Here is a 25,080-nt window from a genome sequence, read left to right as displayed (position 1 = left end):
GGTGCCGAGTGGTGGGGCGAGGACCTTTTGGTTACTTTTGACTGGGCCGGCATTCCGGTCCTTGCAAAAGTGACCCGCTGTAAGAGCGGAACCATAAGCGGCCGTTACCGCAGCAACGGATATGTACCCCACCAAACAACCACTCAAATCCCCCGATACCGCTCATTCAACGCATACAAAATCGCGCACGTCTCGCCATCCAACGCGCCACAATAATCCCGCTGCCGAAAGCGCATCTGAAACGCCCGCGTGCGCAGTTCAAACTCACGACGATTCAAGGCCGGTTTATACCCGAACCGCTGAAACGCCCGTTCCAGCTCCACCTCCGGCGGCAACCCAAGGCAAAACCGCCGCTGATACATCGCCCGTGTTGCCTCATCAAACCAGGCACCGATCCCGGCCTCGAACAAGCATTGCCAGGGCAACCGAGGCCCAGGATCACTCTTGCGCCAATACGCCACATCTGAATGCCCGAGCACATCCATAGGCCCCATTTGCGGGTAACGCCCAAGAATGTCGCCAACCAGCGCAATCAACATATCGACCTGCTCCCGGCCATACTCGGGAAAGGTAAACACCCCGCCATCGTCCCGCGCCAGGTTGATAATCTCGATACCAATCGCACCGTTGTTGAGGTTATCGCGCCCACACCAATGGCTAACCCCGGCATGCCAGGCACGTTTATCCTCGTCCACCAGGCGAAACACCCGCAGCTCGTCATAACCGGCAGCGTGGTAGCTGGGTTCATCAGGATCCGGGAGCAAATAGTGCGCACTGACGCCCCCTCGAGTCAGCGTGCGCAAAGACGCTGCAAAGGGCGCTGCGGTGTAGTGCAGGATGATCTGCCGCACGGGTTCGCCGTTGCGCTGATTAAAATCCCTGGAAGGGAAACTGCTGTCAATCACTAACATAAGAACCATCCTTTTCAATACAGGCCGAGTCATTCAGCCCGTTCAAACGCAAAAAAATTACCGCCATCCTGAAGGGATGGATTTCAGGCTGGCGGTAACTATTTAGTGTTTGAAGAAAAGTGTTCAGCGCCGCAGCGGCATGCCCAAGTCGACCCGCAGACCGTCCGGTTGGCTGTCGAATTTCAGCGAGCAGGAACAGCGCTGCACGATGGCTTGCACGATCGCCAAGCCCAAGCCACAGCCCTCGCTGCTGCCATTACGCCAGAAACGTTGGGTGAGGTATTGCAGGTCTTCGGCAGAAATCTGCTTGCCATGGTCGCGCACGCGAAACACCACCGTGTCGGCGCTGGTGAACACGCTCAGCTCAACGCGAGTGTCACCCGGCGTATGGCGCAGCGCGTTATCCAACAGGTTACGCAAGGCCGCTACCGCCAGGGCCACCGGCATTTCCACAGGCGCTTGCGTGAGGTTGTCCGCCAGGATCAGGTCGATGCGGCGGTTATCGCCCGCATTGGCATCCTGAATCGCCAGCCGCGCCACTTGTTCGGCGCTCGATTGCAAGCCATCGTCAAACGACAGGCTGCCCTCGACCCGCGCCAGCAGCAGCAATTGCTCCAGGGTGCGATGCAAGCGGTCGGCGCCCTCTTCGGCGTGGGCCAGGGACTGGTCACGGGCCGCGCCGTCGGTCATGCGAGCCACTTGCAGGTGGGTTTTGATCGCCGTCAGCGGGCTGCGCAGTTCATGGGCGGCATCGCCGGTCAGGCGGCGCTCGCGCTCGATGGTCTTGGCGATGCGTTGCAACAGCTGGTTCTGGGTGTCGAGCAGCGGCTTCAACTCGCTGGGCAGCGGGTGAATCTGCAGCGGTTCGAGGGAATCGGCACTGCGGCGCATCAAGGCATCGCGCATGCGGTTAAGCGGCAACAGGCTTTGGCCGATGCCCAGCCACAGCAGGCACAGGCAACCCAGCAGGGCTACGCCCACCGGAACCGAAGCCGCCAGCAGGATCGACAGGTTCAGCGCCTCGCGCTCCACCTGGCGGTCGGCGGTGGTGATCAGCAGGTCGCCACGGGACAAGGTGAAGCTGCGCCAGCCCACACCGTCGATAATCTGATCGCGAAAGCCACTTTTGCGCGATTCCAGGCCTTCATCCGGGGTCATGTGGCTGCGCGCCAGGATTTCCCCGCGCAGGGAGCTGACCTGGCAGGCCATGCCGCCTGGCACGTTGAGTTGTTCAGTGCGCAAATGCGTAGGCGCGCCGCTCACACTGGCCAGGCCCGGCATCTGCTCGGTCAGCCCGGCCACCATGCGCGCCGACGCCACCAGGCGCTGGTCGAGGGAAAACATCATCTGGTTGCGCAGATCGTTGAGCATCCAGGCGGCAGCCAGGACCCAGATCAACACAAAGGCGGCGCCCAACTTGAACGTCAGGCGCAGGCGCAAGCTCATCACGACGCGTCCTCTCCCCCATCCGCCGTGCCCAGGCGATAACCCAGGCCGCGCACGGTTTCGACGATGCCGTTGCCCAATTTGCGGCGCAAGTGGTGGATGTGCACGTTGAGGGCGTTGCTTTCCAGTTCGTCGTTGAAGCCGTAGACGCTGTCCTTGAGCTGTTCGCTGGACAATACGCGGCCCTTGTTATGCAACAGCGCCTGCAACAAGGCTTGCTCGCGACGCGACAGGTCGACCGGCTGGCCGGCCAGGAAGGTTTCGCGGCTGCTGGGGTCGTAGGCCAGTTGGCCATGTTCGATCAGGTTGACCCGGCGCCCTGCCACCCGGCGCAGCAGGGTTTGCAGGCGTGCGGCAAGCTCGCGCAGGTCGAAGGGTTTGAGCAGGTAGTCATCGGCACCGGCTTGCAGGCCGTCGACACGGTTGGTGACTGAATCGCGCGCGGTAAGGATCAGCACCGGGATTTCCAGGCCCTGGCTGCGCTGTTGCTGCAACAACTTGAGGCCGTCTTCATCGGGCAGGCCGAGGTCGAGCACCATGATGTCGAACGTGGCGGCCTTGAGCATCGCGCGTGCGGCGGCGGCCGAAGCCACGCGCTCGACGGTAAAGCCCTGGGCGCCAAGCCCGGCCACGATGCCGCTGGCGATCAGTTCGTCGTCTTCACAGACCAGTACGTGCATGGTTAACCCTTCATGAAAGATGGGGGAATTAAAGGTCGGGCGGATTAAGCGCCGATTATGCCGTGAAAACCGACAGGCTCAGTTTAGAATAGCGCCCGGTTAATCATCGGTTAATCAACACCACACATTGTGTGCCTAACTTGCATCGAACTAAGGCTTGACCATGCGGTATCTGTTTACCTTTCTGCTGGTGTTATTCGCAGGGTTCGCCCAGGCCGCGCCGGGCAATCCATTCGAGACCAAACCCGATTTCCTGCCGGTGGGCAAAGCATTCACCTTTACCTCCGAACGTCTTGAAAGCGGCGAAACCCAGCTGTATTGGCAGATTGCCGACGGATATTACCTTTATCAGCAGCGCATGAAGTTCGACGGCCTGGCTGAAAAGCCCGTGCTGCCGCAAGGTGAAGCCCACAGCGATGAGTTTTTCGGCGAGCAGCAAGTGTACCGCCAGGGCCTGGAAGTGAAGATCCCGGCTGGCGCCACCGGCCAACTCATGCTCGGCTGGCAGGGCTGCGCCGATGCCGGCCTGTGCTACCCGCCACAATCGATCACTGTAGACCTGGGTGGCAACCCGGCCGTAGCGGCGACCGCGCAAGCCCAGGACCAAAGCCTGGCCAGCGGCCTGCAACAGCGCAGCCTGGGTTGGAGCCTGCTGGTGTTCTTCGGCCTGGGCCTGCTGCTGGCGTTTGCCCCGTGCTCGCTGCCGATGCTGCCGATCCTCGCGGGCCTGGTGGTAGGCAGCGGCGCCAGCCCCCGTCGCGGCTTTGCCCTGGCCAGCAGCTATGTGGTGTGCATGGCGCTGGTGTATGCGGCGCTCGGCGTATTGGCTGCGCTGCTGGGCGGCAACCTTGCCGCGCTCCTGCAAACGCCGTGGATCCTTGGCAGCTTTGCCGCGCTGTTTGTGATCCTGGCCCTGCCGATGTTCGGCTTCTTTGAACTGCAACTGCCGACCTTCCTGCGTGATCGCCTGGACAACGTCAGCCGTCAGCAAAGCGGCGGCAGCCTGGTCGGCGCCGGTATTCTCGGTGCGCTGTCCGGCCTGTTGGTCGGCCCGTGCATGACCGCACCACTGGCAGGCGCCCTGCTGTATATCGCCCAGAGCGGCAACGCGCTGCACGGCGGTTTGATCCTGTTCGCCATGGGCATCGGCATCGGCATTCCGCTGTTGCTGCTGGTAACCGTGGGCAACCGTTTCCTGCCCAAGCCGGGCACCTGGATGAACGTGCTCAAGGGCATCTTCGGCTTCCTGTTCCTCGGTACCGCCGTGCTGATGATCCGCCCGGTGGTTGGCGAAAGCCTGTGGCTCGGCCTGTGGGGCGCCTTGGCGCTGGTGATGGCCTACTGCGGCTGGACACTGGCCCGCGAATACGGGCTGGCGGCCAAGGTATTCGGCGCCGGCTCGCTGGTGCTGGGCCTGTGGGGCGCGCTGCTGGTAGTCGGCGCGGCCGGTGGCAGCGACGACCTGTGGCAACCGTTGAAGGTCTACAGCGGTTCGAAGGTCGCTGCTGCGCCGAGCGCCCACGACGCGTTCATGACCATCAATGACCCCGCCGTGCTGCAAAGCCAGCTCGACAGCGCCAAGGCCCAGGGCCAATGGGTGCTGGTGGACTACTACGCCGACTGGTGCGTGTCATGCAAAATCATGGAGAAACAAGTCTTCGGCCAACCCCAGGTGATGGACGCGCTTAAAGACGTGCACCTGTTGCGCCTGGACGTCACCGCCGACAACGCCGCCAGCCGCGAGCTGCTCGGGCGCTACAAGGTGCCGGGGCCACCGAGCTTCGTGTGGATCGGCCCGGACGGTGAAGAACGCCGCGCCCAACGCATCACCGGCGAAGTGGATGCCGCCGCCTTCCTGCAACGCTGGACGCAAACCCGAGACGCACGCTGATGCTGACCCTGACCATCGGTACGTTCGCCATCGCCCTGAATCACATCCTGCTGATCAGCGCGCTGATCCTCGCCACGCTGGTGGGTTGGCGCGTGGCCAAGCGCGGCGGTGAAAACCCCGAATCGGTGCTGTTCAGCCTGTTCCTGCTGGGCATGCTGGTGGCACGCTTAAGCTTTGTACTGATGTACTGGAGCGACTACCGCCACGACCCACTGCAAATGGTCGACCTGCGCGACGGCGGCTTCCTGCCCTGGCCCGGCGTGATCGCGCTGGTGCTGGGCGCCTTGTTCTACGGCTGGCGCCGCCCTGCCATGCGCAAACCGTTGAGTGCCGGGGTGGTCACTGGCCTGGTGTTCTGGGGCCTGACCAGTGTGTCCTTGAGCCTTTACGACAAGGGCTCGCAACTGCCGGACATCACCTTGCGCAATGCCAATGGCGATGTGGTGCAACTGGCCGACTACAAAGGCGGCCCGCTGGTGATCAACCTCTGGGCCACCTGGTGCCCGCCGTGCCGCCGCGAGATGCCGGTGCTGGAACGCGCACAGCACCAACGCCCGGACGTGACTTTCCTGTTCGTCAACCAGGCCGAAAGCATGCAAAGCGTCAGCACCTTTCTCGCCACCCAAGGCCTGACCCTCGACAACGTGCTGTTTGATGCCAGCGGCCGCCTCGGCCAGGCCGTGGGCTCCATGGCCCTGCCGACAACCCTGTTCTACCAAGCCGATGGGCGCCTGATCAACAGCCACCTGGGCGAACTGTCCCAGGCCAGCCTGGCCCGTGCCATGGAACCCTTCGACACTGCCCCTGCTGCCACAAGGAAACCGACATGCCAAGACTCCGCCACCTGCTGACCCTGCTGCCGCTGACACTCGCGGCCACACTGGCCCAGGCCGAAGACTGGCCGGCGCCGATCAAACAGATCGAAGCCAAGGGCGCCAAGATCCTCGGCAAGTTCGACGCGCCCAGCGGCCTCACTGGTTATGCTGCGCAATACCAGAACCGTGGTATGGCCCTGTACCTGACCGCCGACGGTAAAAGTGTGCTGGCCGGTAACCTGTACGACGCCCAAGGCAATGACCTGAGCAGCGCGCCGCTGGAAAAACTGGTGTACGCGCCGATGGCCAAGGAAGTCTGGGCCAAGATGGAACACAGCAACTGGATCCAGGACGGCGACAAAAACGCGCCGCGCATCGTCTACCTGTTCAGTGACCCCAACTGCCCGTACTGCAACATGTTCTGGGAACAGGCACGCCCGTGGGTCAAGGCCGGCAAGGTGCAATTGCGCCACATCATGGTCGGCATCATTCGCGAAGACAGCCCAGGCAAATCCGCCGCGCTGCTGGCTGCCAAAGACCCGCAAAAAGCCCTGGAAGAACACGAAGCCGCCGGCAAGGGCAGCAAATTGCAGGCGCTGGACAAGATCCCGGCAGATATCGAAGCCAAGCTCGATGCCAACATGAAGTTGATGGAAGAGCTGGAACTGTCGGCAACACCGGCGATTTTCTATCGGGATGACAAGGGCGGCTTGCAGCAACAGCAAGGCGCGCCGTCGCCGGATAAGTTGGTGAAGATTCTCGGCCCTAAATAGCCCATCAGATCGTTCCCTACGCTCTGCGTGGGAATGCCTCAGGTGACGCTCTGCGTCACGCTTTGGGACGCAGAGCGTCCTGGGCTGCATTCCCACGCAGAGCGTGGGAACGATCAGTGAAGGGCGGCTTGCAGCAACAGCAAGGCGCGCCGTCGCCGGATAAGCTGGTGAAGATTCTCGGGCCAAAATAGCCCATCAGATCGTTCCCCACGCTCTGCGTGGGAATGCCTCAGGTGACGCTCTGCGTCACGCTTTGGGACGCAGAGCGTCCTGGGCTGCATTCCCACGCGGAGCGTGGGAACGATCAGTTACAAGCCTTCCAACTCCGCCATCAAATCACTCAAGCGATCCACCTTCTCCTCACTGATCTCATTGGCCGCCAGGCCGTCGATATACTCGGCCAACTCCGCCACCGTGCTGCACTCGAACATTGCCCGCAGCGGCACATCCCGTTGCAGGGTTTTCTGTACGCGCGAAGCAATCTGCGTAGCCAGCAACGAATGCCCGCCCAGCTCGAAGAAGTTGTCCTGCACGCCCACCCTCCCGACCTTCAGCACCTCAGCCCAAATCGCCGCCAAGGTCGCTTCCAACTCGTTGCGTGGCGCCAGGTAATCCTGGCTGTGCAACTGGCCAATCTCCAGTGCCGGCAGTGCCTTGCGGTCCAGCTTGCCATTGGCGTTCAACGGCAGGCGGTCGAGCCACAGCCAGTGCAGCGGCACCATGTATTCCGGCAATTCCGCGCGCAGGCGTTGCTTGATGCGGTCCAGGCGCTCGCCTGGATTCAGCGCTGCATCCGTCGCCACCAGGTAACCCACCAAATGCTTGCCGTTGACGCCTTCCTGCACGCCGACTGCCACATCCCGCACATCCGGCTGTTCATGCAGCCGCGCTTCGATTTCACCCAGTTCGATGCGGTAACCGCGAATTTTCACCTGATGGTCGATACGCCCGACATATTCCAGCACGCCATCGCTGCGCCGACGCGCCAGGTCGCCGGTGCGGTACAAGCGCTCGCCCGGCGCGCCAAACGGGTTCGGCACAAACACCTGGGCGGTGCGCAACGGGTCGCTGACATAACCACGCCCTACGCCCGTGCCAGCCACACACAACTCACCCACTGCCCCTTGCGGCACCAGCTCCAGCGCACCGTCGAGCAGGTACAAACGGTTGTTGTCGGTCGGCGTGCCAATCGGTAGATACGTGCCACGGGTCGACGCCAGGTCAACGAGGAAGAACGCCACGTCATCGGAACACTCCGCCGGGCCATAAGCATTGACCAAACCAATCTGCGGGTAACGCCGCAACCACTGGTGCGCCAGCTCCGGCGGCATTGCCTCACCCGTCGGCAGCATCCAGCGCAAACCATCCAGGCTCATGCGCTCCTGGGCCAGCATGCCCTGGATCAGCGACGGCACGCTCTCCAGCACGGTAATACCTTGGGCCTGCACGTGCGCCAACAAACCCTGCGGGTCATGGGCGATGCTGTTCGGCACAATATCCACCCGCGCGCCAAACAGCGGCGCGGCGAGGAACTGCCACACAGAAATATCGAAACTCTGCGAAGCGGTCTGCGCGATCACATCTGCCTCGCTCAGTTGCAGATACGGCACCTTGCTCAACTGGTTATTGAGCATGCCGCGCTGTTCCACCATCACGCCTTTGGGCAACCCCGTGGAGCCGGAGGTGTAGATCACATAGGCGAGGTTATCCGGCGCGCTGTAGATGCCCGGGTTTTCCCCACGGCCAGGCACTTCTTCCCAGACCAGCAACTGGCAGTCGGTGCCGTCCAGCAATTCAATCGCCTGCTCGCGGCACGCCTGGGTGCACACCAGCAACGGCGTGCGGCTCAGGTCGATGATGCGGCTCAGGCGCTGGCTTGGCAGGCCTGGGTCCAGCGGCAAGTAACCGGCACCAGCCTTGAAGCTGCCGATGATCATGCCGAGCAAATCCAGGTTGCGCTCGGCCAGCAGCGCCACCGGCTGATCCAGCCCGAGACCGGCTTCGATCAGCGCGTAGCCCAGGCCGTTACTGCGGCGGTTCAAGGTGTCATAGGTCCATTGCTGGTCCAGGCAACTGGCGGCGATGCGCTGCGGATGCTGCGCCACCTGCGCTTCGAACAGCTCGATGTAACTGCGCTCCAGCGGGTAGTCGTGTTCGCTCTGGTTGCAGCCGTCGACCAGGAACGCCCGCTCCTGCGCACCGATCAGCGGCAGGTCGGCCATATCCCCATGGAAGCCCTGCACCAGCGCCAGCAGCAGGCGCTTGAACTCGCCAAGCATGCCTTGCACGGTGGTCTCATCGAAATAACGCTGATCGTAGGACAGGTGCAGCCCGAGGTCATCGCCCGGATAACACACCGCCGTCAGCGGGAAGTTGGTGTGGGTGCGGCCGGAGTCCGAGGTGGCGTTCAGGCTTTGCGCACGGTCCAGTACCGAAACTTCCACTGGCGCGTTTTCAAACACAAACAGGCTGTCGAACAGCGGCTGGCCCTTGGGCAGTTCGCTGTGTTCCTGGATAGTCACCAGCGGCAGGTATTCATATTCACGCAGTTGCATATTGCTGTCGAGCAGGCCGCTCAGCCACTGGCGCACGCTGCAAGGCTGGTCGTCTTGCGGCAGTTTCACCCGCAGCGCGATGCTGTTGATGAACAGGCCCACGGTGCGTTGCATCTCGGGCATTTCCACTGGGCGCCCGGCCACCGTGACGCCGAACAACACGTCGCGATCACCGCTCAAACGCCGCAGCACCAACGCCCACGCCGCCTGGGCGAAGGTGTTGACGGTGAGTTGATGGGCCTGGGCCAGTTCGCGCAATTGCGCACCGTCGCGGGCATCCAGGCGGGTGTAGCAATCGCCCACCACCATGCCGCCGCTGTGGCCTGCGTGTTCACGCAGGAATGGCCGGTCGCTCGGGATCGGCGTGGTGCGTTCAAAGCCTTGCAGGTTCTGTTGCCACCACTGGCGCGCTTCATTCAGGTTCTGACGTTGCAGCCAGGCAATGTAATCGCGGTAGCGTGGCGGCGTGGCCAGTTGCGCCTCACGGCCCTCACCCAGGGCCATGTAGATGTCGAAGAAATCATTCATCAGCAACGAGCGGCACCAGGCATCGATCAGGATGTGGTGGTTGCTCATCATGAACCAGTAGCGCGCCTCGCCCACGCGGATCAGCCGCAGGTGGAACGGCGCCTGGTTGAGCAGATCAAAACCGGCCTCGCGTTCGGCCTTCAGTAAGGCTTGCAGGCGCGGCTCCTGCTCGGCTTCGGGGTCATGGCTCCAATCCAGATACTCAATCGGCGTGCTGCCCGGCTTGTGGATCACCTGCAGCATGTCCTCGCCGACGTTCCAGCAGAACGACGCACGCAAGGCTTCATGCCGGGCGATCACCGCCTGCCAGGCCTGGGCGAAACGCTCGGGGTCCAGAGCGCTGTTGATGCGGTAGCGGTCCTGCATGTAATAGAGGCCGGTGCCCGGTTCCAGCAAGGTGTGCAGCAGCAGGCCCTCCTGCATGGGCGTCAGCGGGTAGACGTCTTCGATGACGTGGGCCGGCACCGGCAGGCTGTCGAGCTGTGCCTGAGTCAGGTGCGCCAGCGGGAAGTCGGACGGCGTCAGGCCACCCGCCTCGTCGTTGAGGCAATGCTCGGTCAGGCTTTGCAGCTCTGCCACATAGGCATCGGCCAGCTCATGGATGGTCTGTTGGTTATGGCGCTCACGGCTGAAAGTCCAGCGCAGCACCAATTCGCCGCCGTACACCTGGCTGTCGACACTCAGCTCATTGGGCAGTGGCGCATCCGGGTCGTGGGCCAGGCCGGCCGACTCATCCAGCGGATGAAACAGCGCATCGGCGCCGAAGCTCTGGTCGAACTGGCCGAGGTAGTTGAAGGTGATCTGCGCCGTCGGCAGCGCGGCCATGGCCTGTTTGCACTGATCGTCCGCCAGGTAACGCAGCACGCCATAACCCAGGCCTTTGTGCGGCACGCCGCGCAGTTGTTCCTTGATGGCCTTGATCGAGTCGCCCTGCCCGGCTTGCGGCGTCAGGCGCAACGGGTAAGCACTGGTGAACCAGCCGACGCTGCGGGTCAGGTCGATTTCATCGAACAAGGTTTCACGGCCATGGCCTTCCAGTTGGATCAAGGTCGAGGCGTGCCCCGTCCAGCGGCACAGCACGCGGGCCAAGGCGGTCAGCAGCAGGTCATTGACTTGGGTGCGATACGCGCTCGGCGCCTGTTGCAGCAACTGCCGCGTGTGTTCGGCGCCCAGGCGCACGCTGACGGTTTCAGCCTCACGGTTGCGCAGCGATCCCTGTGGGCGCTCCACCGGCAACGCCACTGCCGGGCCGGCCAATTGCTCTTGCCACAGGCTCAATTCTTCACGCAGGGACTCGCTGCCGGCATAAGCGCGCAGACGCGCCGCCCAATCGCGCAATGCGCTGGTCTTGGCGGGCAGGCTGACGGACTGGCCGTCGCTCAACTGGCGGTAAACCGTTTGCAGGTCCTCCAGCACTACGCGCCACGACACGCCGTCCACCACCAGGTGATGAATCGCGATCAACAGGCGTTGCTGGCCTTGCGGGCCGTCCACCAGCAAGGCGCGCAACAGCGGGCCGTGCTCAAGGTCGAGACTGCGTTGAGTGTCGGTGAACAGTGCGGTGCAATCCTGCATATCGCGCACTTGCGCCTGCATCAGCACGCCGCCTAGGGGCACGGCCAAGTGTTCGGCATGCCATTTTGCGTCGCGCTTGGAGAAGCTCAGGCGCAAGGCGTCGTGATGCTCCAGCACCGCCAGCAGCGCTTGCTCCAGGCGATGGGGCTCGAGCAACTGCAGCGGTTTGAGCAGCAATGCCTGGTTCCAGTGCTGACGGTTGGGGATCTCGGTATCAAAGAACCAGTGCTGGATCGGCGTCAGGCCCGAGCTGCCGGTGAGCAGGCCTTGCTCGGCAGTCACCTGCTCAGTACGCGTAGCCACAGCGGCCAGGGTTTGCACAGTCTGGTGCTGGAACAAATCCCGTGGGCTGAAATGAATCCCGGCCTGCCGCGCACGGCTGACCACCTGGATCGACAGGATCGAGTCGCCGCCCAGTTCAAAGAAGTTATCGTCCAGGCCGACTTGCTGCACGTTCAACACCGCGCACCAAATGGCCGCCAGGCTTTGCTCCAGCTCATTACGTGGCGCCACGTAGGTTTGGCGATTGGCCTCAGGATCGGGCTGCGGCAAGGCGCGGCGATCGAGCTTGCCATTGGCAGTGAGCGGCATGCTGTCGAGCACGATCAGGTGCGCGGGCACCATGTAGTCCGGCAGTTGCGCCTTGAGGTGCGCCTTCAGCGCTTCGCGCAAAGTGGCAGGGTCGGCGTCGCTGACCAGATAGGCCGCCAGCTGTTTACCACTGGGTGAGTCCAGCGCCAGCACCACGGCTTCGCGCACGGCTGGGTGCTCCAGCAGGCGCGTTTCGATTTCGCCCAGTTCAATACGGAAACCGCGAATCTTCACTTGATGGTCGATACGGCCCAGGTACTCCACCAGGCCGTCGGCGCGTTGGCGCACCAGGTCGCCGGTGCGGTACAAACGGCCGCCATCGGCAGCAAACGGATCGGCGACAAAACGCTCAGCCGTCATGCCAGGACGTTCGTGATAACCCTGGGCCAGACCGGCGCCGCCCACATATAACTCACCGGTCGCGCCTTGGGGCACCAGCGCCAGGTCGGCGTCGAGAATATAGGCCACGCGAGCACCGATGATGCTGCCGATCGGCACGCTGGCGACGCCCTCTTCCAACACCTGCGGCGCCAGGCTGGCGAGCGGCATCACCACGGTTTCGGTCGGGCCATAGGCGTTGAAAAACAGCTCGGGCTGGAACGCCGCACGAATCCGCTGCAAGTGCTCGCCGGTCAGCGCCTCGCCGCCGGTGATGCACATGCGCACCGGCAAGGTCTGTTGCTGGGTCGCCAGCCATTGTGCCAACTGGCTGCCATAGCTTGGGGTAAAGCCGAGAATATTGATGTCATGGGCGCGGATCAGCGCGCAGATTTCTTCGGCATCCCATTGGCCTTGGGCACGCAACACCACTTGCGCACCACTGAGCAGCGGCACCAGCAAACGCTCGGTGGCGGCGTCGAAGTTGATGGAGTAGAAGTGCAGCTCGCAATCATCCGCGCGCATGCCAAAGCGCGCAATCACGGCCTGGCAATGCATGGCGATTTCAGCGTGGGACACCACCACGCCTTTCGGCTTGCCGGTGGAGCCGGAGGTGTAGATCAGGTACGCCTGATGTTGCGGCAGGCTGATAAACGGCAGCGCGTCGGCGGGGTAATTGGCCAGCACCGGCAAGTCATCTTCCAGGCACCAGCACGCCACGGTAGCAGGCAGCTCGCCAAGGGCTTCGAACATCGCCGCATCACTGAGCAGCAGGCCGATGCCGCTGTCTTCGATCATGTAGTGCAGGCGGTCGAGCGGGTATTCCGGGTCCAGCGGCACATAAGCGCCGCCGGCCTTGAGGATCGCCAGCAGGCCAATGACCATTTCCAGCGAACGCGGCAGCGCCAGGCCGACCCGCACCTGCGGGCCAACGCCGCGCTCACGCAGCATCCACGCCAGGCGGTTGGCGCGCTCGTCCAGTTCGCGATAACTGAGCGTAACCCCGGCAAAGGTCAACGCCGCTGCATCCGGGCGAGCCACGGCTTGGTGGCTGAACAATGGGTGAATGCACTGATCCAGACGGTGTTCACCCGCCTCGATACCCAGGCTGCTGTGCAATGCGCGCTGCTCAGTGGCGGTCAGCAAGGGCAACTCGCTCAGTCGCTGTTGCGGGTTGGCGATCAACGCTTCCAACAGGTTTTGCCAGTGAGCGGCCATCCGCGCAATACGCGGCTCGTCGAACAAGTCGGTGCTGTAGGTCAGGCAACAACCCAGGCGATGGTCGAGGTCGGTGACTTCCAGGTTGAGGTCGAACTTGGTCGCCCGCGCATCGTTGACCAGGTATTCGACGGTCATGCCCGCCAGTTGGCGGCTCTGCTGGAACTCCCAGCGCTGCACGTTGCACATCACCTGGAACAGCGGGTTATAGGCCGCGCTGCGCGGTGGTTGCAGGGCTTCCACCAGATGATCGAATGGCAGGTCCTGGTGCGACTGGCCTTCGATCACGGTATGGCGCACCTGCTCGAACAACTCGGCCACATTCATCTGCCCATCGAGCTGGCAACGCAGCACCTGGGTATTGAGGAACGCGCCGATCAGCCCTTCGCTTTCCGGGCGAATGCGGTTGGCCACCGGCGCGCCGATGCGCAGGTCGGTCTGGCCGCTGTAGCGGTAGAGCAACACCGCCAGGGTGGCGGTCATGGTCATGAACAGCGTCAGGCCGCGCTCGGCGTTGAAGGCGCGCACGCGAGCGGCCAAGTCATCGCTCAGGTCAAAGCGGTACAGCTCGCCCTGATGGCTTTGCACCGGTGGCCGTGGGCGGTCGGCGGGCAGTTCGAGCAAAGGATGCTCATGGCCCAGTTGCGCGGTCCAGTAATCCAGTTGGCGCTGGCGCTCACCGGACTCCAGCCACTGGCGCTGCCACACGCTGTAGTCGAGGTATTGCACCGTCAGCGGCGCCAGCGGCGAGTCACGTTCGTCGATAAACGCCTCGTACAGTGCGCCGAGTTCACGGGCAAAGATGTCCATCGCCCAGCCTTCGGTGACGATATGGTGCAGGGTCAGCACGAAGTAGTGCTCCTGCTCACCGGCCTTGACCACGCAAGCGCGCAACAGCGGCCCGGTTTCCAGGTTGAACGGCGTGTGCGCTTCCTGATCGGCAAAATCTTGCAGGCGCTGCTGACGCTCAGCCTCGGTGAGCGCGGAGAAATCCTGCCAGTCCATGCGCAAGCCGGTTTGCGCCGCGACCTTCTGATACGCCACGCCATCGACGCTCGGGAAGGTGGTGCGCAGGGTTTCGTGGCGCATGATCAGTGCCTGCAAGGCCGCCTCAAAGCGCCCCACGTCCAGCACGCCGCGCAGGCGCGCCATGCCGCCGACGTTGTAGGCCGGGCTGTCGGGTTCCATCTGCCACAGGAACCACATGCGTTGTTGGGAATAGGAGAGCGGCACCGGCGCGCTGCGGTCGACCCTGGCGATTGCGGTTTGCTGATTGCGTTGGCCCGAAGCCTGGATCAAGCCGACCTGCTCGGCAAATGTGCCCAGCTCGCTGGCTTCGAACAAGGTGCGCAACGGCAACTCGACGTCGCAGGCCTGGCGGGTGCGCGAGATGATTTGCGTGGCCAGCAACGAGTGGCCGCCGAGGGCGAAAAAGTCGTCGCCCAGGCCGATACGTGGCAGGCCCAGCACTTGGCGCCAGATCGCGGCAATCTGCTGCTGCAACGGCGTTTGCGGCTCGATGTGCTCGCGGGTTTGCCACACCGGTTCGGGCAAGGCACGGCGGTCGAGTTTGCCGCTGGGGCTCAGGGGCATGGCAGCCAGGCGCATCAGCAAGGCGGGCACCATGTATTCCGGCAGCTCGGCGGCCAGAGCGGTTTTCACCTGCTTTTCGTCCAGCTCGGTAGGCGCCGTGTAGTAGCCGATCAACTGCGCATCACGCACCAACACCACGGCCTGGGCGATACCGTCCAGGGCCAACATACGTGCCTCGATTTCTTCAGGCTCTACACGAAAGCCACGCAATTTAACCTGCTGATCAAGGCGGCCGAGGTATTCGAGCACGCCATCGGCGCTCCAACGCACACGGTCGCCGGTGCGGTACAGGCGGGTGCCGGGTTCGCCCAACGGGTCAGCCACAAAGCGTTCGGCGGTGAGCCCGGCGCGGCCCAGGTAACCGCGCGCCAGGCCGATGCCGCCGATGCACAGTTCACCCGGCACACCGGCCGGCAACGGGTTGAGCTGCTCATCGAGCACGCGGCAGATCACATTGCCCAGCGGCCGGCCGATGGGCGAGCGCTCGCCATCCGCAACCTGGCAATGCCAGTGGGTCACGTTGATCGCGGTTTCGGTCGGGCCATAACGGTTGTGCAGTTGTACCGCCGGCAGCTGCGCCAATACGCGGTTACGCAGCTCGGCGGGCAAGGCTTCGCCGCCAGAGAACAGACGCCGCAGGCTGGTGCACTCAGCCACCAACGGCTCATCAATAAACAGCTGCAACAGCGGCGGCACAAAGTGCAGCGTGGTCACGCCATGCTCCTGCACCAGCTGCGCAATGCGCTGCGGGTCACGATGCTCACCCGGGCCGGCCAGCACCAGGCGGCAGCCGGTGATCAGCGGCCAGAAGCACTCCCACACCGACACGTCAAAACTGATCGGTGCCTTTTGCATCAGCACATCGGTGTCGTTCAGTTGATAAGTGGCCTGCATCCACTGCAAGCGCTCGGCCAGGGCCGCATGGGTATTGCCCACGCCTTTGGGCTGGCCGGTGGAGCCGGAGGTGTAGATCACGTAAGCAAGGTTGTCGCGATTCAAGTGCAGGCCCGGCGCCTGGGTCGGCCAGCTGTCCAGGTGCAGGCTGTCCATGGCGATCACGCAAACGCCCTCGGTGGCCGGCAGCAGTTCAAGCAGTGCGGTTTGGGTCAGCAACAGGTGTACGCCGCTGTCCTTGAGCATGTAGGCCAGGCGGTCGGCGGGGTAATCCGGGTCGAGCGGCACATAGGCGCCACCGGCCTTGATGATTGCCAACAGGCCAATCAGCAGCTGTGGCGAACGCTCGGCGGCGATGGCCACGCACACATCCGGGCCGACGCCTTTGTCGCGCAGGTAGTGGGCCAGGCGATTGGCCTGGGTGTGCAGTTGGGCGAAAGTCAGGCTGCCGCCTTGCCAGACCAGTGCGGTGTGGTCCGAGGTGTGTTGGTTGAGCAATTCGGGTAGCCACTGCTGGGCCGGGGCACACGGGGCTTCGCTCCATGGCTGCTGCTCGTCTGTGTGCATCAGCTTGAGGTCGCCGATGGCTTGCTCCGGCTGCTCGCACACCGCTTGCAGCAGGCTGACGAAATGCTCGGCCAGGCGCTGGATGGTCGCGCTGTCGAACAGCTCATCGGCGTAGTCGAACGCCAGGCTCAGGCGCCCGTTGCGGTCTTCTTCAGTGTGCAGTTGCAGGTCGAACTTGGCTTCGCGGCTGTGCCATGGCAGCTCATCGGCAAGCATGCCCGGCAAGCGGCGCAAGGCGCTCAAATCGCGTTGCTGGTGGTTGAACATGACCTGGAACAGGCCTTGTTCGCGGGCCTGCGGGAAAGCTTCCAGCAGTTGTTCGAAAGGCAGGTCCTGATGGGCCTGGGCACCCAGCGCAGCCTGGCGCGTGGCAGCCAACAGCTGATTGAATGGCAGGCGCCCGTCCAGCTCAACGCGCAGCACCAAAGTGTTGATGAAGAAGCCAATCAGGCCTTGGGTTTCCTGGCGCGGGCGGTTGGCGTTGGGCACGCCGATGCGAATATCGCGCTGGCCGCTGTAGCGGTAGAGCAGGCTCTGGAACGCCGCCAGCAACAACATGAACGGTGTGGACTCATGGGCTTGAGCGGCCCGGCGAATGGCTTCGCTGAGCGTCGCGTTCAAGCGCACGCTGTGGCGCGAGGCACTCTTGATGTGCTGCGCAGAGCGTGGATGATCGGTGGCCAGGCTCAGGGCCGGGTGTTCCTCACCCAATTGCGCCTTCCAATACGCCAATTGCCGCTGGCCTTCGCCTTCGGCCAGCCATTGGCGCTGCCAGCTGCCGTAGTCGGCGTATTGCAGGGCCAGTGGTGGCAGCTCCAGGGTTTGGCCTTGGCTCGCGGCGGCGTACAGGCGCGAGAATTCGTCGATCAGAATGTTGAGCGACCAACCGTCGGCGATGATGTGGTGCAAGGTCACCAGCAGTTGGTGATCTTCATCGTCCAGGCGCACCAGTGTTACCCACAGCAACGGGCCTTTTTCCAGGTCGAACTGGGTGCGTGCTTCGTCCTCGCGGATCTGCTGCGCGCGGGCTTCGCGTTCGGCGGCGGGCAGGTTGCTGAGGTCGATTACTTGCAGCTCGAAACCCGTGTTGGCCTCGACACGCTGCAAGGCTTGGCCATCGCGCTCATAGAAGCGTGTGCGCAAGGCTTCGTGGCGCTGGATCAACTGCTGGAAGCTCGCGCGCACCGCATCCTCGTCCAGCTCGCCGCGCAAACGCAGGGCGCCGGGGATGGTGTAGGCGCTGCTGTGCGGGTCCAGTTGCCAGGTGATCCACAGGCGGTTCTGCGCCAGGGATTGCGGCAGGTCGTCCTGGCGTGACAAGGCCTGGATCGCGCCTTGGGCAATGCCGCCGTCTTGCTGCAACTGCGCCACATTGGCGGCGAACGCCGAGAGCGTTGGCGCTTCGAACAGCAGGCGCAGGTTCAGCTCCAGGCCCAGGGTTTCACGCAGGCGCGCGACCACCTGGGTGGCGGTGATGGAGTTGCCGCCGAGCAGGAAGAAATGGTCATCGGCCGCCACCGTTGCGACCTGCAACTGCTCGCACCAGATCGCTGCAATCTGCTTTTGCAGTTCGGATTCAAGCAGCGCATCGCTGGCCTGGGCTTGCAGATTCGGGAACTGCGCGTAGCTGTCGAGGCTGCCATCGGCATGACGCAGCGCGCAGGCCGAACGCTGCACCTTGCCGCTGGAGGTCTTGGGCAAGGCGCCGGGGTTGAGCAACACCACCACGCTCGGGGCTTCTTGATAAGCCTCGGCCACCGCTTGGCGAATCGCCTTGATCAAGGCCTCGGGCGGCAGGATTTTTTGCACGCTGCGGCTGATTTCTGCGGCAATGCCAATGCCTTCCAGGCCGTGGTCCTGCACGGCAAAGGCGGCGACACGGCCCTTGCGCACCACTTCGACTTCACGCTCGACGGTCTGCTCGATGTCTTGCGGGTACAGGTTGTGGCCGCGCACGATCAGCAGGTCTTTGAGGCGACCGGTAATGTACACCTCGCCGTCACGGATAAAACCCAGGTCGCCGGTGCGCAGCCAGGTGCGCCCCGCGTGTTGTACAAAGGTCTTGGCGCTGGCTTCGGGGTTGCGCCAGTAGCCGTGGGCGATGCTGGGGCCGGCGGCCCAGAGTTCGCCAACGTTGTTGTCGGGCAGTTCGGTGAGGGTGTGCGGGTCGGCGATCAGCACCGCGTGTTCCGGCTGGCTCGTGCCGCAACTCATGATCGCGCTGCCCTGCCCCGGTTCAGCGCGGTTGGCGGCCAGCGCCTGCTCATCCACACGCAACGCGGGGATGCCTTGACCACGGGTGCCACCGGCGACAAACAAAGTCGCCTCGGCCAGCCCGTAGGAGGCGAAGAAATTATTCGGGGTGAAACCACACGCGGCAAACTTCTCGGCGAAGCGTTCCAGGGTGTCGAGGCGGATCGGCTCGGAGCCCGAATAGGCCACGCGCCACTTGCTCAAGTCCAGGCGTTCCAGGGCCGTTTCACTGACCCGCTCACTGCACAGCCGATAGGCGAAATCCGGCCCGCCGCTGATGGTGCCGCCGTATTCGCTGATCGCTTGCAGCCAGCGCAATGGCCGGCCGAGGAAGTACGCCGGCGACATCAACACACAGGGCACGCCACTGAAGATGGGTTGCAGCAAGCCGCCGATCAGGCCCATGTCGTGGTACAGCGGCAGCCAGCTGACGATCACGTCATCCGGGTTCAGATCAATGCCGAAGCCGCGACGGATCAGCACTTCATTGGCCACCAGGTTGCCGTGGCTGACTTGCACGCCCTTGGGCAGCGCCGTTGAGCCAGAGGTGTATTGCAGGAAGGCGATATCGTCCGCTTGCAGCTCGGGCTCGACCCAATTGCCGGTGGTCTGCAGGGTATCGACGCTCAATACCGGTGGTGCGTTTTCGATCTGCGCCAGGCCGTCCGCCAGGCTGGCGATGGTCAGCAGCAGGCGCGGCTCGGCATCGCTGATGATCGACAGCAGGCGCTCCTGATGGTGACGCTTGGTGGATTCCGGCGGATAAGCCGGCACGGCGATGACCCCGGCGTACAGGCAACCAAAGAACGCCGCGACGTAATCCGGGCCGCTGGGGAACAGCAGCACCGCACGGTCACCCAATGCCGCATTGGCCTGCAAGGCGGCGGCAAGGGTGCGGGCGCGCTGGTCGAGGTCGCGGTAACTGAGCACAACGCTATCGGCGGCGGATTCGGCAAGGAAGCGCAGGGCCACCTGGTCCGGCGTCTGCGCGGCGCGGCGTTGGAGGGACTGGACCAGGGTGCGGGGAAGTTCGAAGGCGTCCATCATGGGGTTCCTGCCTGAAATCGGCTTACGGGAAAATCGGGAATTAGGGCCGTGCTAAACGGCAGCCAGTTGGCGCGCCACATCGTTGCGCCAGCGGGCCAGGTGCTCGTCGGCATAGCGGCGCAGGCAGCGCAGCACCGCGCTTTCGTGCTGCACGAGGAAGAAGTGGTGGCCGTCGAACATATCGAGGGAAAAGCCGCTGGCGGCATCCAGCTGCCAGTCGAGCAACTGGTCGGCGCGCACACTGTCCTGCTTGCCGCCAAACACATGGATCGGCATGCCCAGCGGCGCACGCTCGCCATAGGTGAAGCTGCCGCACAGCAGGAAGTCGGCGCGCAAAATCGGCAGCATCAACTGCATCAATTCCGGATTGCCCAGCGCCTCTTCGGCGGTGCCCTGCAGCTCGCGCAGGCGGGCGATCAGTTGCTCGTCGGTCTTTTCGATGGCGTATTCGCTGACATCGCGGCGCGCCGGGCCGGCAGTACCGGAGGCAAATAGCGCCAGCGGCGCAGGCAGATTGCGTGCCTTAAGGGCATGCGCCAATTCAAATGCCAGCAGGCCGCCCAGGCTGTGGCCGAACAGTGCATAAGGGCTACCCAGGTCACGACCGATCTCGTCGGCAAGCTGCGCGGCCAGGGTTTTGATATCGCGCTGCAACGGCTCATCCATGCGCATGCCGCGACCCGGCAACTCCAATGGGCACACCTGCAACCAGTCAGGCAGCGCCCGGCGCCAACGTGCATAGACCATCGCGCTGGCACCCGAATAGGGCAGGCAGAACAGGCGCAATCGCGTGGAAACGCTCATCGATCGCGGTCTCCAGACTGAAACACGCTGCCTGCACGATAAAAACCCATTTCGCCCTCCTGCGGGTGCTGATCCTTGGCCGTTTGCTAACGGACCTGTCACCCAGAAGAACGGACGGCCCCGGCAAATAATTAGTCGCCGGGGGTAAGCGAGACGTGGTTCACAGCGAACAAGAAAGCATAAGATTAGTTCGTCTTCTCATTTGACAATCATTATCATTCAGAATAATTTGTTGCCCGATGTGTAGGAGGCCTCAGCAAGGACGCCCTCCCCTAACTCTTTCGCGACAAGGTGATTTCCATGACGGAACAAGTATCCACAGGCAGGTGTGATTCACCCCTTTTACAGGCATTCGTCGACAATCGATTGATTCTGGTGAAGATCGCCGCCCGTATTACCGGCTGCCGCTCACGCGCCGAAGACGTGGTGCAGGACGCCTACTTCCGGCTGCAATCGGCGCCGACCATCACCTCGTCGTTCAAGGCTCAACTGAGTTATCTGTTCCAGATCGTGCGCAACCTGGCGATCGATCACTACCGTAAGCAGGCCCTGGAGCTGAAATATTCGGGGACGGAAGAGGAAGGCTTGAATGTGGTCATTCACGGCGCTTCACCGGAAACCTCGCATATCAACTTCAACACCCTGGAAAACATCGCCGACGCCCTGACGGAGCTGCCCCAGCGCACCCGCTACGCGTTCGAGATGTACCGCCTGCACGGCGTGCCGCAAAAAGACATCGCCAAGGAGTTGGGCGTGTCCCCAACCCTGGTCAACTTCATGATTCGCGATGCGCTGGTGCATTGCCGCAAGGTGTCGGGCAGCCATAGCGATACGTTTGCGCGCAGGGTGTAAAGCTGTGGCTCGGCATGCCCGCAATCCGCCAGTGATTTGGAGGGCGACTTTAGATCAAGATCAAAAGCGCAGATCAAAAGACCGCTGACTTCGTCATCGAAAAGGATGTAAGAGCAACAGCAACAGCAAAGCAACTGCAGAGCCATACTCGGTCAAAGGTGGGAGCGGGCTTGCTCGCGAATGCGGTGGGTCAGTAACAGATGAATTGACTGACACACCGCCTTCGCGAGCAAGCCCGCTCCCACATTTGGATCTGTGCGAGACCTTAGGGTACCGGCATCACATCAATGCGATACGGCTCGAATATCTTCAACATCTCCCCGTCCTCACGCAGGTGTTTGAGCAGCTCAGCGAACGCAGGCCCTGTGATCGGCGCTTCGGGCCGCACCAGCGCATAGTGGTGATACACCTGGTCAATCCGCTCCGAGACCAGGAATTGCCCGGCCATATCGGCATTGCGCACCATGAAATCGCTCAAAAACGAACGCGTGACCAGCGCAATATCGGCACGCCCGCGCGCCACCATCAGCAGGTTGCTGTCATGGGAATAGGTCAACGTGGCGTTGAAATGTTCGGCCATGTTCTTGGGGTCGGGGTTGAAGCCGGCAAAGGCGTAGTGATAACCGCTGAACACCGCCAGACGCTTACCGGCGAGGTCGGTGAAATAGCTTTGGTCACGGCCGGGTTCACGCTGGGCAACGAATATTTCTGCATCTTCCAGGCCCATGTCCACGCTGGTGTGGGGAATATTCTGCCAACCCCAGTCGGGGTTTTCGAAGATCGCCATGTCGACCCGGCCTTGCTCAAAATCGCGAAAACGCCGCGGAATCGAGGTAGGCACCAGCACAAACACGTAGTCGCCTTGTGAAGCATTCAGGGCTTCCACCAGTTGCGGCAATAAACCGGTGTCAGCGCCCTGCTCGGGCCGAACGGTGTAGGGTGGAAAGTGCGCGGCGCCAATCCTGACCAATTGCGCGGCCGACGCCGGCAGCCACCACGCGGTGCCCAGTGCCCATATAGTCAGTCCTGCAGCCAGCCGCCATGGCGAAAACATTGAGGCACACACCGTTTAACACTCTGATGGCAATAAGCTAGGCGTTTTTGTCAGGTGAGACAACTTTCCATCGGCAAATTAATAGCTTGCGCCTCAATCGGCTTTAAGCACCATCAACAGCGCTTCTTCGGCGAGCTGCTCGAGGGTCAGGCTGCCTTCGGCGCGAAACCAGGTTGTGGTCCAGGACAAAGCGCCGGTCAGGAAGCGCCGGGTAATAAACACATCGCCCCGGATGTAACCCGCCGCCTTGGCCTCGCCCAACACCTGCAACCAGATGTCCTCATACACATCGCGCAGCGCCAGCACCTGGGCCTGGCCCTCGGCCGACAGTGAACGCCATTCGTAGACCAGCACCGCCATGGCCTCGCCACTGCCGCCCATGATCGACTGCAACTCGCAGCGGATCAGCGCCAGCACGCGCTCACGCACGTTGCCGGCCTCTTCAAGTGAAGCGCGCATCATCGCGGTGTTGTAGTGGATGGTTTCCTCCATCACCGCACGCAGGATCTCGTCCTTGCTCTTGAAGTGATGAAAGATACTGCCGGACTGAATGCCCACGGCACTGGCCAGGTCACGCACGGTGGTGCGCTCGAAACCCTTGTTGCGAAACAGGTGAGCCGCGGTTTGCAGCAACTTGCCACGGGCACTGTCGGGGTCGGTCAACTGGCCGCCGTCGACCATGGTGCGCATCACCCGCAGGGCTTTTTGCTCATCCATGCTGCTCTCCTTGATCTGTACTGACGTCTTGGGCGGCAATTTAGGCCGTGGCCGCCAGCCAAGCAAGCGCTTGGGCAAAACTTATATCAACCGTTTACAAACCAAGCGCTTGCTTGGTAGTCTCGGCACCAGCCATTCGAGGAAGGATTTCTCATGAGCAAGACGGTTCGTATCGGCTGCGCCAGCGCCTTCTGGGGCGACACCTGCACGGCTGCCGCCCAACTGGTGCACGGCGGTGCCCTGGATTACCTGGTGTTCGACTACCTGGCGGAAGTCACGATGTCGATTCTGGCCGGTGCGCGGATGAAAGATCCCCAGGCCGGTTACGCCACGGATTTTGTCGAGGTGCTCACGCCGTTGCTGGGCGATATCCAGCGCCAGGGCATCCGCGTGATCAGCAACGCCGGCGGCATCCACCCTCACGCCTGCGCCGCCGCCCTGCAAGCGGCCTGCGACAAGGCCAGTGTGCCGCTGAAAATCGCCGTGCTGCTGGGTGACGACCTGCAACCTCAACTCAAGCAACTGCACAACATTACCGATATGTTCAACGGTGCGCCCCTGCCGCCGGTGTGCGTCTCGGCCAACGCCTACCTCGGCGCACCCGGCATTGCCCAGGCACTGGCGCTGGGCGCCGATATTGTGATTACCGGCCGCGTGGTCGACAGCGCCGTGGTCAGCGCCGCCTTGGTGCATGAATTCAACTGGTCGTGGCAGGACTATGACCGCCTCGCTCAAGCCGCGCTCGCCGGGCATATCATCGAATGCGGCGCGCAGTGCAGCGGCGGTAACTTCACCGATTGGCGCGATGTACCGGACTACGAGCACATCGGCTTTCCCATCGTCGAAGTCAGCGCCGACGGCCAATTTACCGTGAATAAAGTCGCCGGCACCGGTGGGCTGATCAGCGAACTCAGCGTGGCCGAACAGTTGCTGTATGAAATCGGCGACCCGCGCGCGTATTTACTGCCGGATGTGATCTGCGATTTCAGCCAGGTCAACCTGCAGCAGCACGGCCCAAACTGCGTGCGCCTGCACGGCGCCAAAGGTTTGCCGCCCACCGCCCAGTACAAGGTCAGCGCCACTTACCCCGACGGTTTCCGCTGCACCGCCAGTTGCCTGATCGCCGGTATCGACGCGGTGGCCAAAGCCGAACGAGTCAGCCAGGCGATCATCAACAAGACCTCGGAGCTGTTCAGCCAACGCGGCTGGGCGCCTTACACCGAGGTAAACATTGAACTGCTCGGCAGCGAAGCCACCTACGGCGCTCACGCCCAGCGTCAGGATTGCCGCGAGGTGGTGGTGAAATTGGCGGTACGCCACCCCAGCAAGCAGGCCTTGGTGCTGTTCGCCCGCGAGATCGCCCAGGCGGCGACCGGCATGGCTCCCGGCTTGACCGGTATCGTCGGCGGGCGGCCGACGGTGTACCCGCTGATCCGGCTGTTTTCATTCCTGATCGACAAATCATCCTGCGCACCGCAGGTCGACTTCCAAGGCGCGCGTCACGCCGTTGCATTGCCTTCATCAGCGCCGATGCGCACACCCGCCGCGCCGATTGATCCACCCAAACCCGAAGGCCGCGCGGACGCCAGCGTGCCCCTGGTGAAACTGGCCGTGGCGCGCTCCGGCGACAAGGGCAACCACAGCAACATCGGCGTAATCGCCCGCCACCCCGACTACCTGCCTTGGATCGCCGAAGCGCTGACCCCGGAGGTGATCGTCGACTGGATGAGCCACGTGCTCGACCCACTTCACGGCCGCGTCGAGCGCTGGTACTTGCCCGGCAGCCACAGCTTGAATTTCCTGCTGGAAAACGCCTTGGGCGGCGGCGGCATCGCCAGCCTGTGCATCGACCCCCAAGGCAAGGCCTTCGCCCAGCAGTTACTGGAAATCCCCATCGCCGTGCCGCAACACATCGCCGATCAACTCTCCTAAAGGACC

12 protein-coding genes are annotated in these 25,080 nt (G+C 62.9%); 5 read left to right on the top strand and 7 right to left on the bottom strand.

What is annotated here, in order from left to right; genetic code table 11:
• Window positions 1–143: 143 nt before the first annotated feature.
• The 3 genes from ACTD9P_RS18120 to ACTD9P_RS18110 all read right to left on the bottom strand — a co-directional run bounded on the left by ACTD9P_RS18120 (window position 144) and on the right by ACTD9P_RS18110 (window position 3,037).
• Entirely contained in the window at window positions 144–911 is a 768-nt protein-coding gene (locus ACTD9P_RS18120) for an N-acetylmuramoyl-L-alanine amidase (protein WP_438868777.1), read from the bottom strand.
• Window positions 912–1,034: 123 nt separating this feature from the next.
• A complete protein-coding gene (locus ACTD9P_RS18115; protein WP_438868776.1) occupies window positions 1,035–2,357 on the bottom strand; it encodes an ATP-binding protein in 1,323 nt (440 codons plus the stop codon).
• On the bottom strand, window positions 2,357–3,037 hold the full coding sequence (locus ACTD9P_RS18110; RefSeq protein ID WP_017134987.1) for a response regulator: 681 nt from the start codon (window positions 3,035–3,037) through the stop codon (window positions 2,357–2,359). The genes ACTD9P_RS18115 and ACTD9P_RS18110 overlap by 1 nt, the downstream gene beginning before the upstream one ends.
• Before the next feature lie 163 nt (window positions 3,038–3,200).
• Here ACTD9P_RS18110 and dsbD point away from each other — a divergent pair, with 163 nt between their 5' ends.
• Genes dsbD through dsbG form a run of 3 tightly spaced genes read left to right on the top strand, consistent with a single transcriptional unit; the run spans window position 3,201 to window position 6,516 of the window.
• Window positions 3,201–4,928, top strand: a complete 1,728-nt coding sequence (dsbD, locus tag ACTD9P_RS18105) for a protein-disulfide reductase DsbD (RefSeq protein ID WP_438868775.1) — start codon at window positions 3,201–3,203, stop codon at window positions 4,926–4,928.
• Window positions 4,928–5,779 (top strand): prolipoprotein diacylglyceryl transferase family protein, encoded by an 852-nt coding sequence (locus tag ACTD9P_RS18100; protein WP_438868774.1) that lies wholly within the window; start codon window positions 4,928–4,930, stop codon window positions 5,777–5,779. Before dsbD ends, ACTD9P_RS18100 begins: the two co-directional genes overlap by 1 nt.
• Window positions 5,755–6,516 (top strand): thiol:disulfide interchange protein DsbG, encoded by a 762-nt coding sequence (dsbG, locus tag ACTD9P_RS18095; RefSeq protein WP_099487224.1) that lies wholly within the window; start codon window positions 5,755–5,757, stop codon window positions 6,514–6,516. The genes ACTD9P_RS18100 and dsbG overlap by 25 nt, the downstream gene beginning before the upstream one ends.
• A 308-nt stretch (window positions 6,517–6,824) precedes the next feature.
• Here dsbG and ACTD9P_RS18090 read toward each other — a convergent pair whose 3' ends face one another.
• Window positions 6,825–19,715, bottom strand: a complete 12,891-nt coding sequence (locus tag ACTD9P_RS18090) for a non-ribosomal peptide synthetase (RefSeq protein WP_438868773.1) — start codon at window positions 19,713–19,715, stop codon at window positions 6,825–6,827.
• A gap of 51 nt (window positions 19,716–19,766) precedes the next feature.
• Window positions 19,767–20,519, bottom strand: coding sequence for a thioesterase II family protein (locus ACTD9P_RS18085; RefSeq protein WP_438868772.1), 753 nt, complete (start codon window positions 20,517–20,519; stop codon window positions 19,767–19,769).
• A 300-nt stretch (window positions 20,520–20,819) separates the two neighbouring features.
• Here ACTD9P_RS18085 and ACTD9P_RS18080 point away from each other — a divergent pair, with 300 nt between their 5' ends.
• Window positions 20,820–21,371: an RNA polymerase factor sigma-70 gene (locus tag ACTD9P_RS18080; RefSeq protein WP_005789991.1), complete on the top strand. Its 552-nt coding sequence runs from the start codon at window positions 20,820–20,822 to the stop codon at window positions 21,369–21,371.
• 265 nt (window positions 21,372–21,636) lie between these two features.
• On the opposite strand, the gene ACTD9P_RS18075 is transcribed toward ACTD9P_RS18080, so the two are convergent.
• Together ACTD9P_RS18075 and ACTD9P_RS18070 are read right to left on the bottom strand one after the other, a co-directional pair.
• The gene (locus tag ACTD9P_RS18075; RefSeq protein WP_438868771.1) at window positions 21,637–22,425 is read right to left on the bottom strand and encodes a substrate-binding periplasmic protein; all 789 of its coding nucleotides are present in this window, start codon (window positions 22,423–22,425) and stop codon (window positions 21,637–21,639) included.
• Window positions 22,426–22,518: 93 nt separating this feature from the next.
• Window positions 22,519–23,142 (bottom strand): TetR/AcrR family transcriptional regulator, encoded by a 624-nt coding sequence (locus tag ACTD9P_RS18070; RefSeq protein ID WP_438868770.1) that lies wholly within the window; start codon window positions 23,140–23,142, stop codon window positions 22,519–22,521.
• Between the two features lie 153 nt (window positions 23,143–23,295).
• Between ACTD9P_RS18070 and ACTD9P_RS18065 the strand changes: the two genes are divergently transcribed.
• Window positions 23,296–25,074, top strand: a complete 1,779-nt coding sequence (locus tag ACTD9P_RS18065; protein WP_438868769.1) for an acyclic terpene utilization AtuA family protein — start codon at window positions 23,296–23,298, stop codon at window positions 25,072–25,074.
• The last annotated feature ends 6 nt before the right edge of the window (window positions 25,075–25,080 follow it).

The organism is Pseudomonas onubensis (assembly GCF_965653655.1).
In the GTDB taxonomy this organism is placed as follows: domain Bacteria; phylum Pseudomonadota; class Gammaproteobacteria; order Pseudomonadales; family Pseudomonadaceae; genus Aquipseudomonas.
This window is presented reverse-complemented; position numbering and strand designations above follow the sequence as displayed.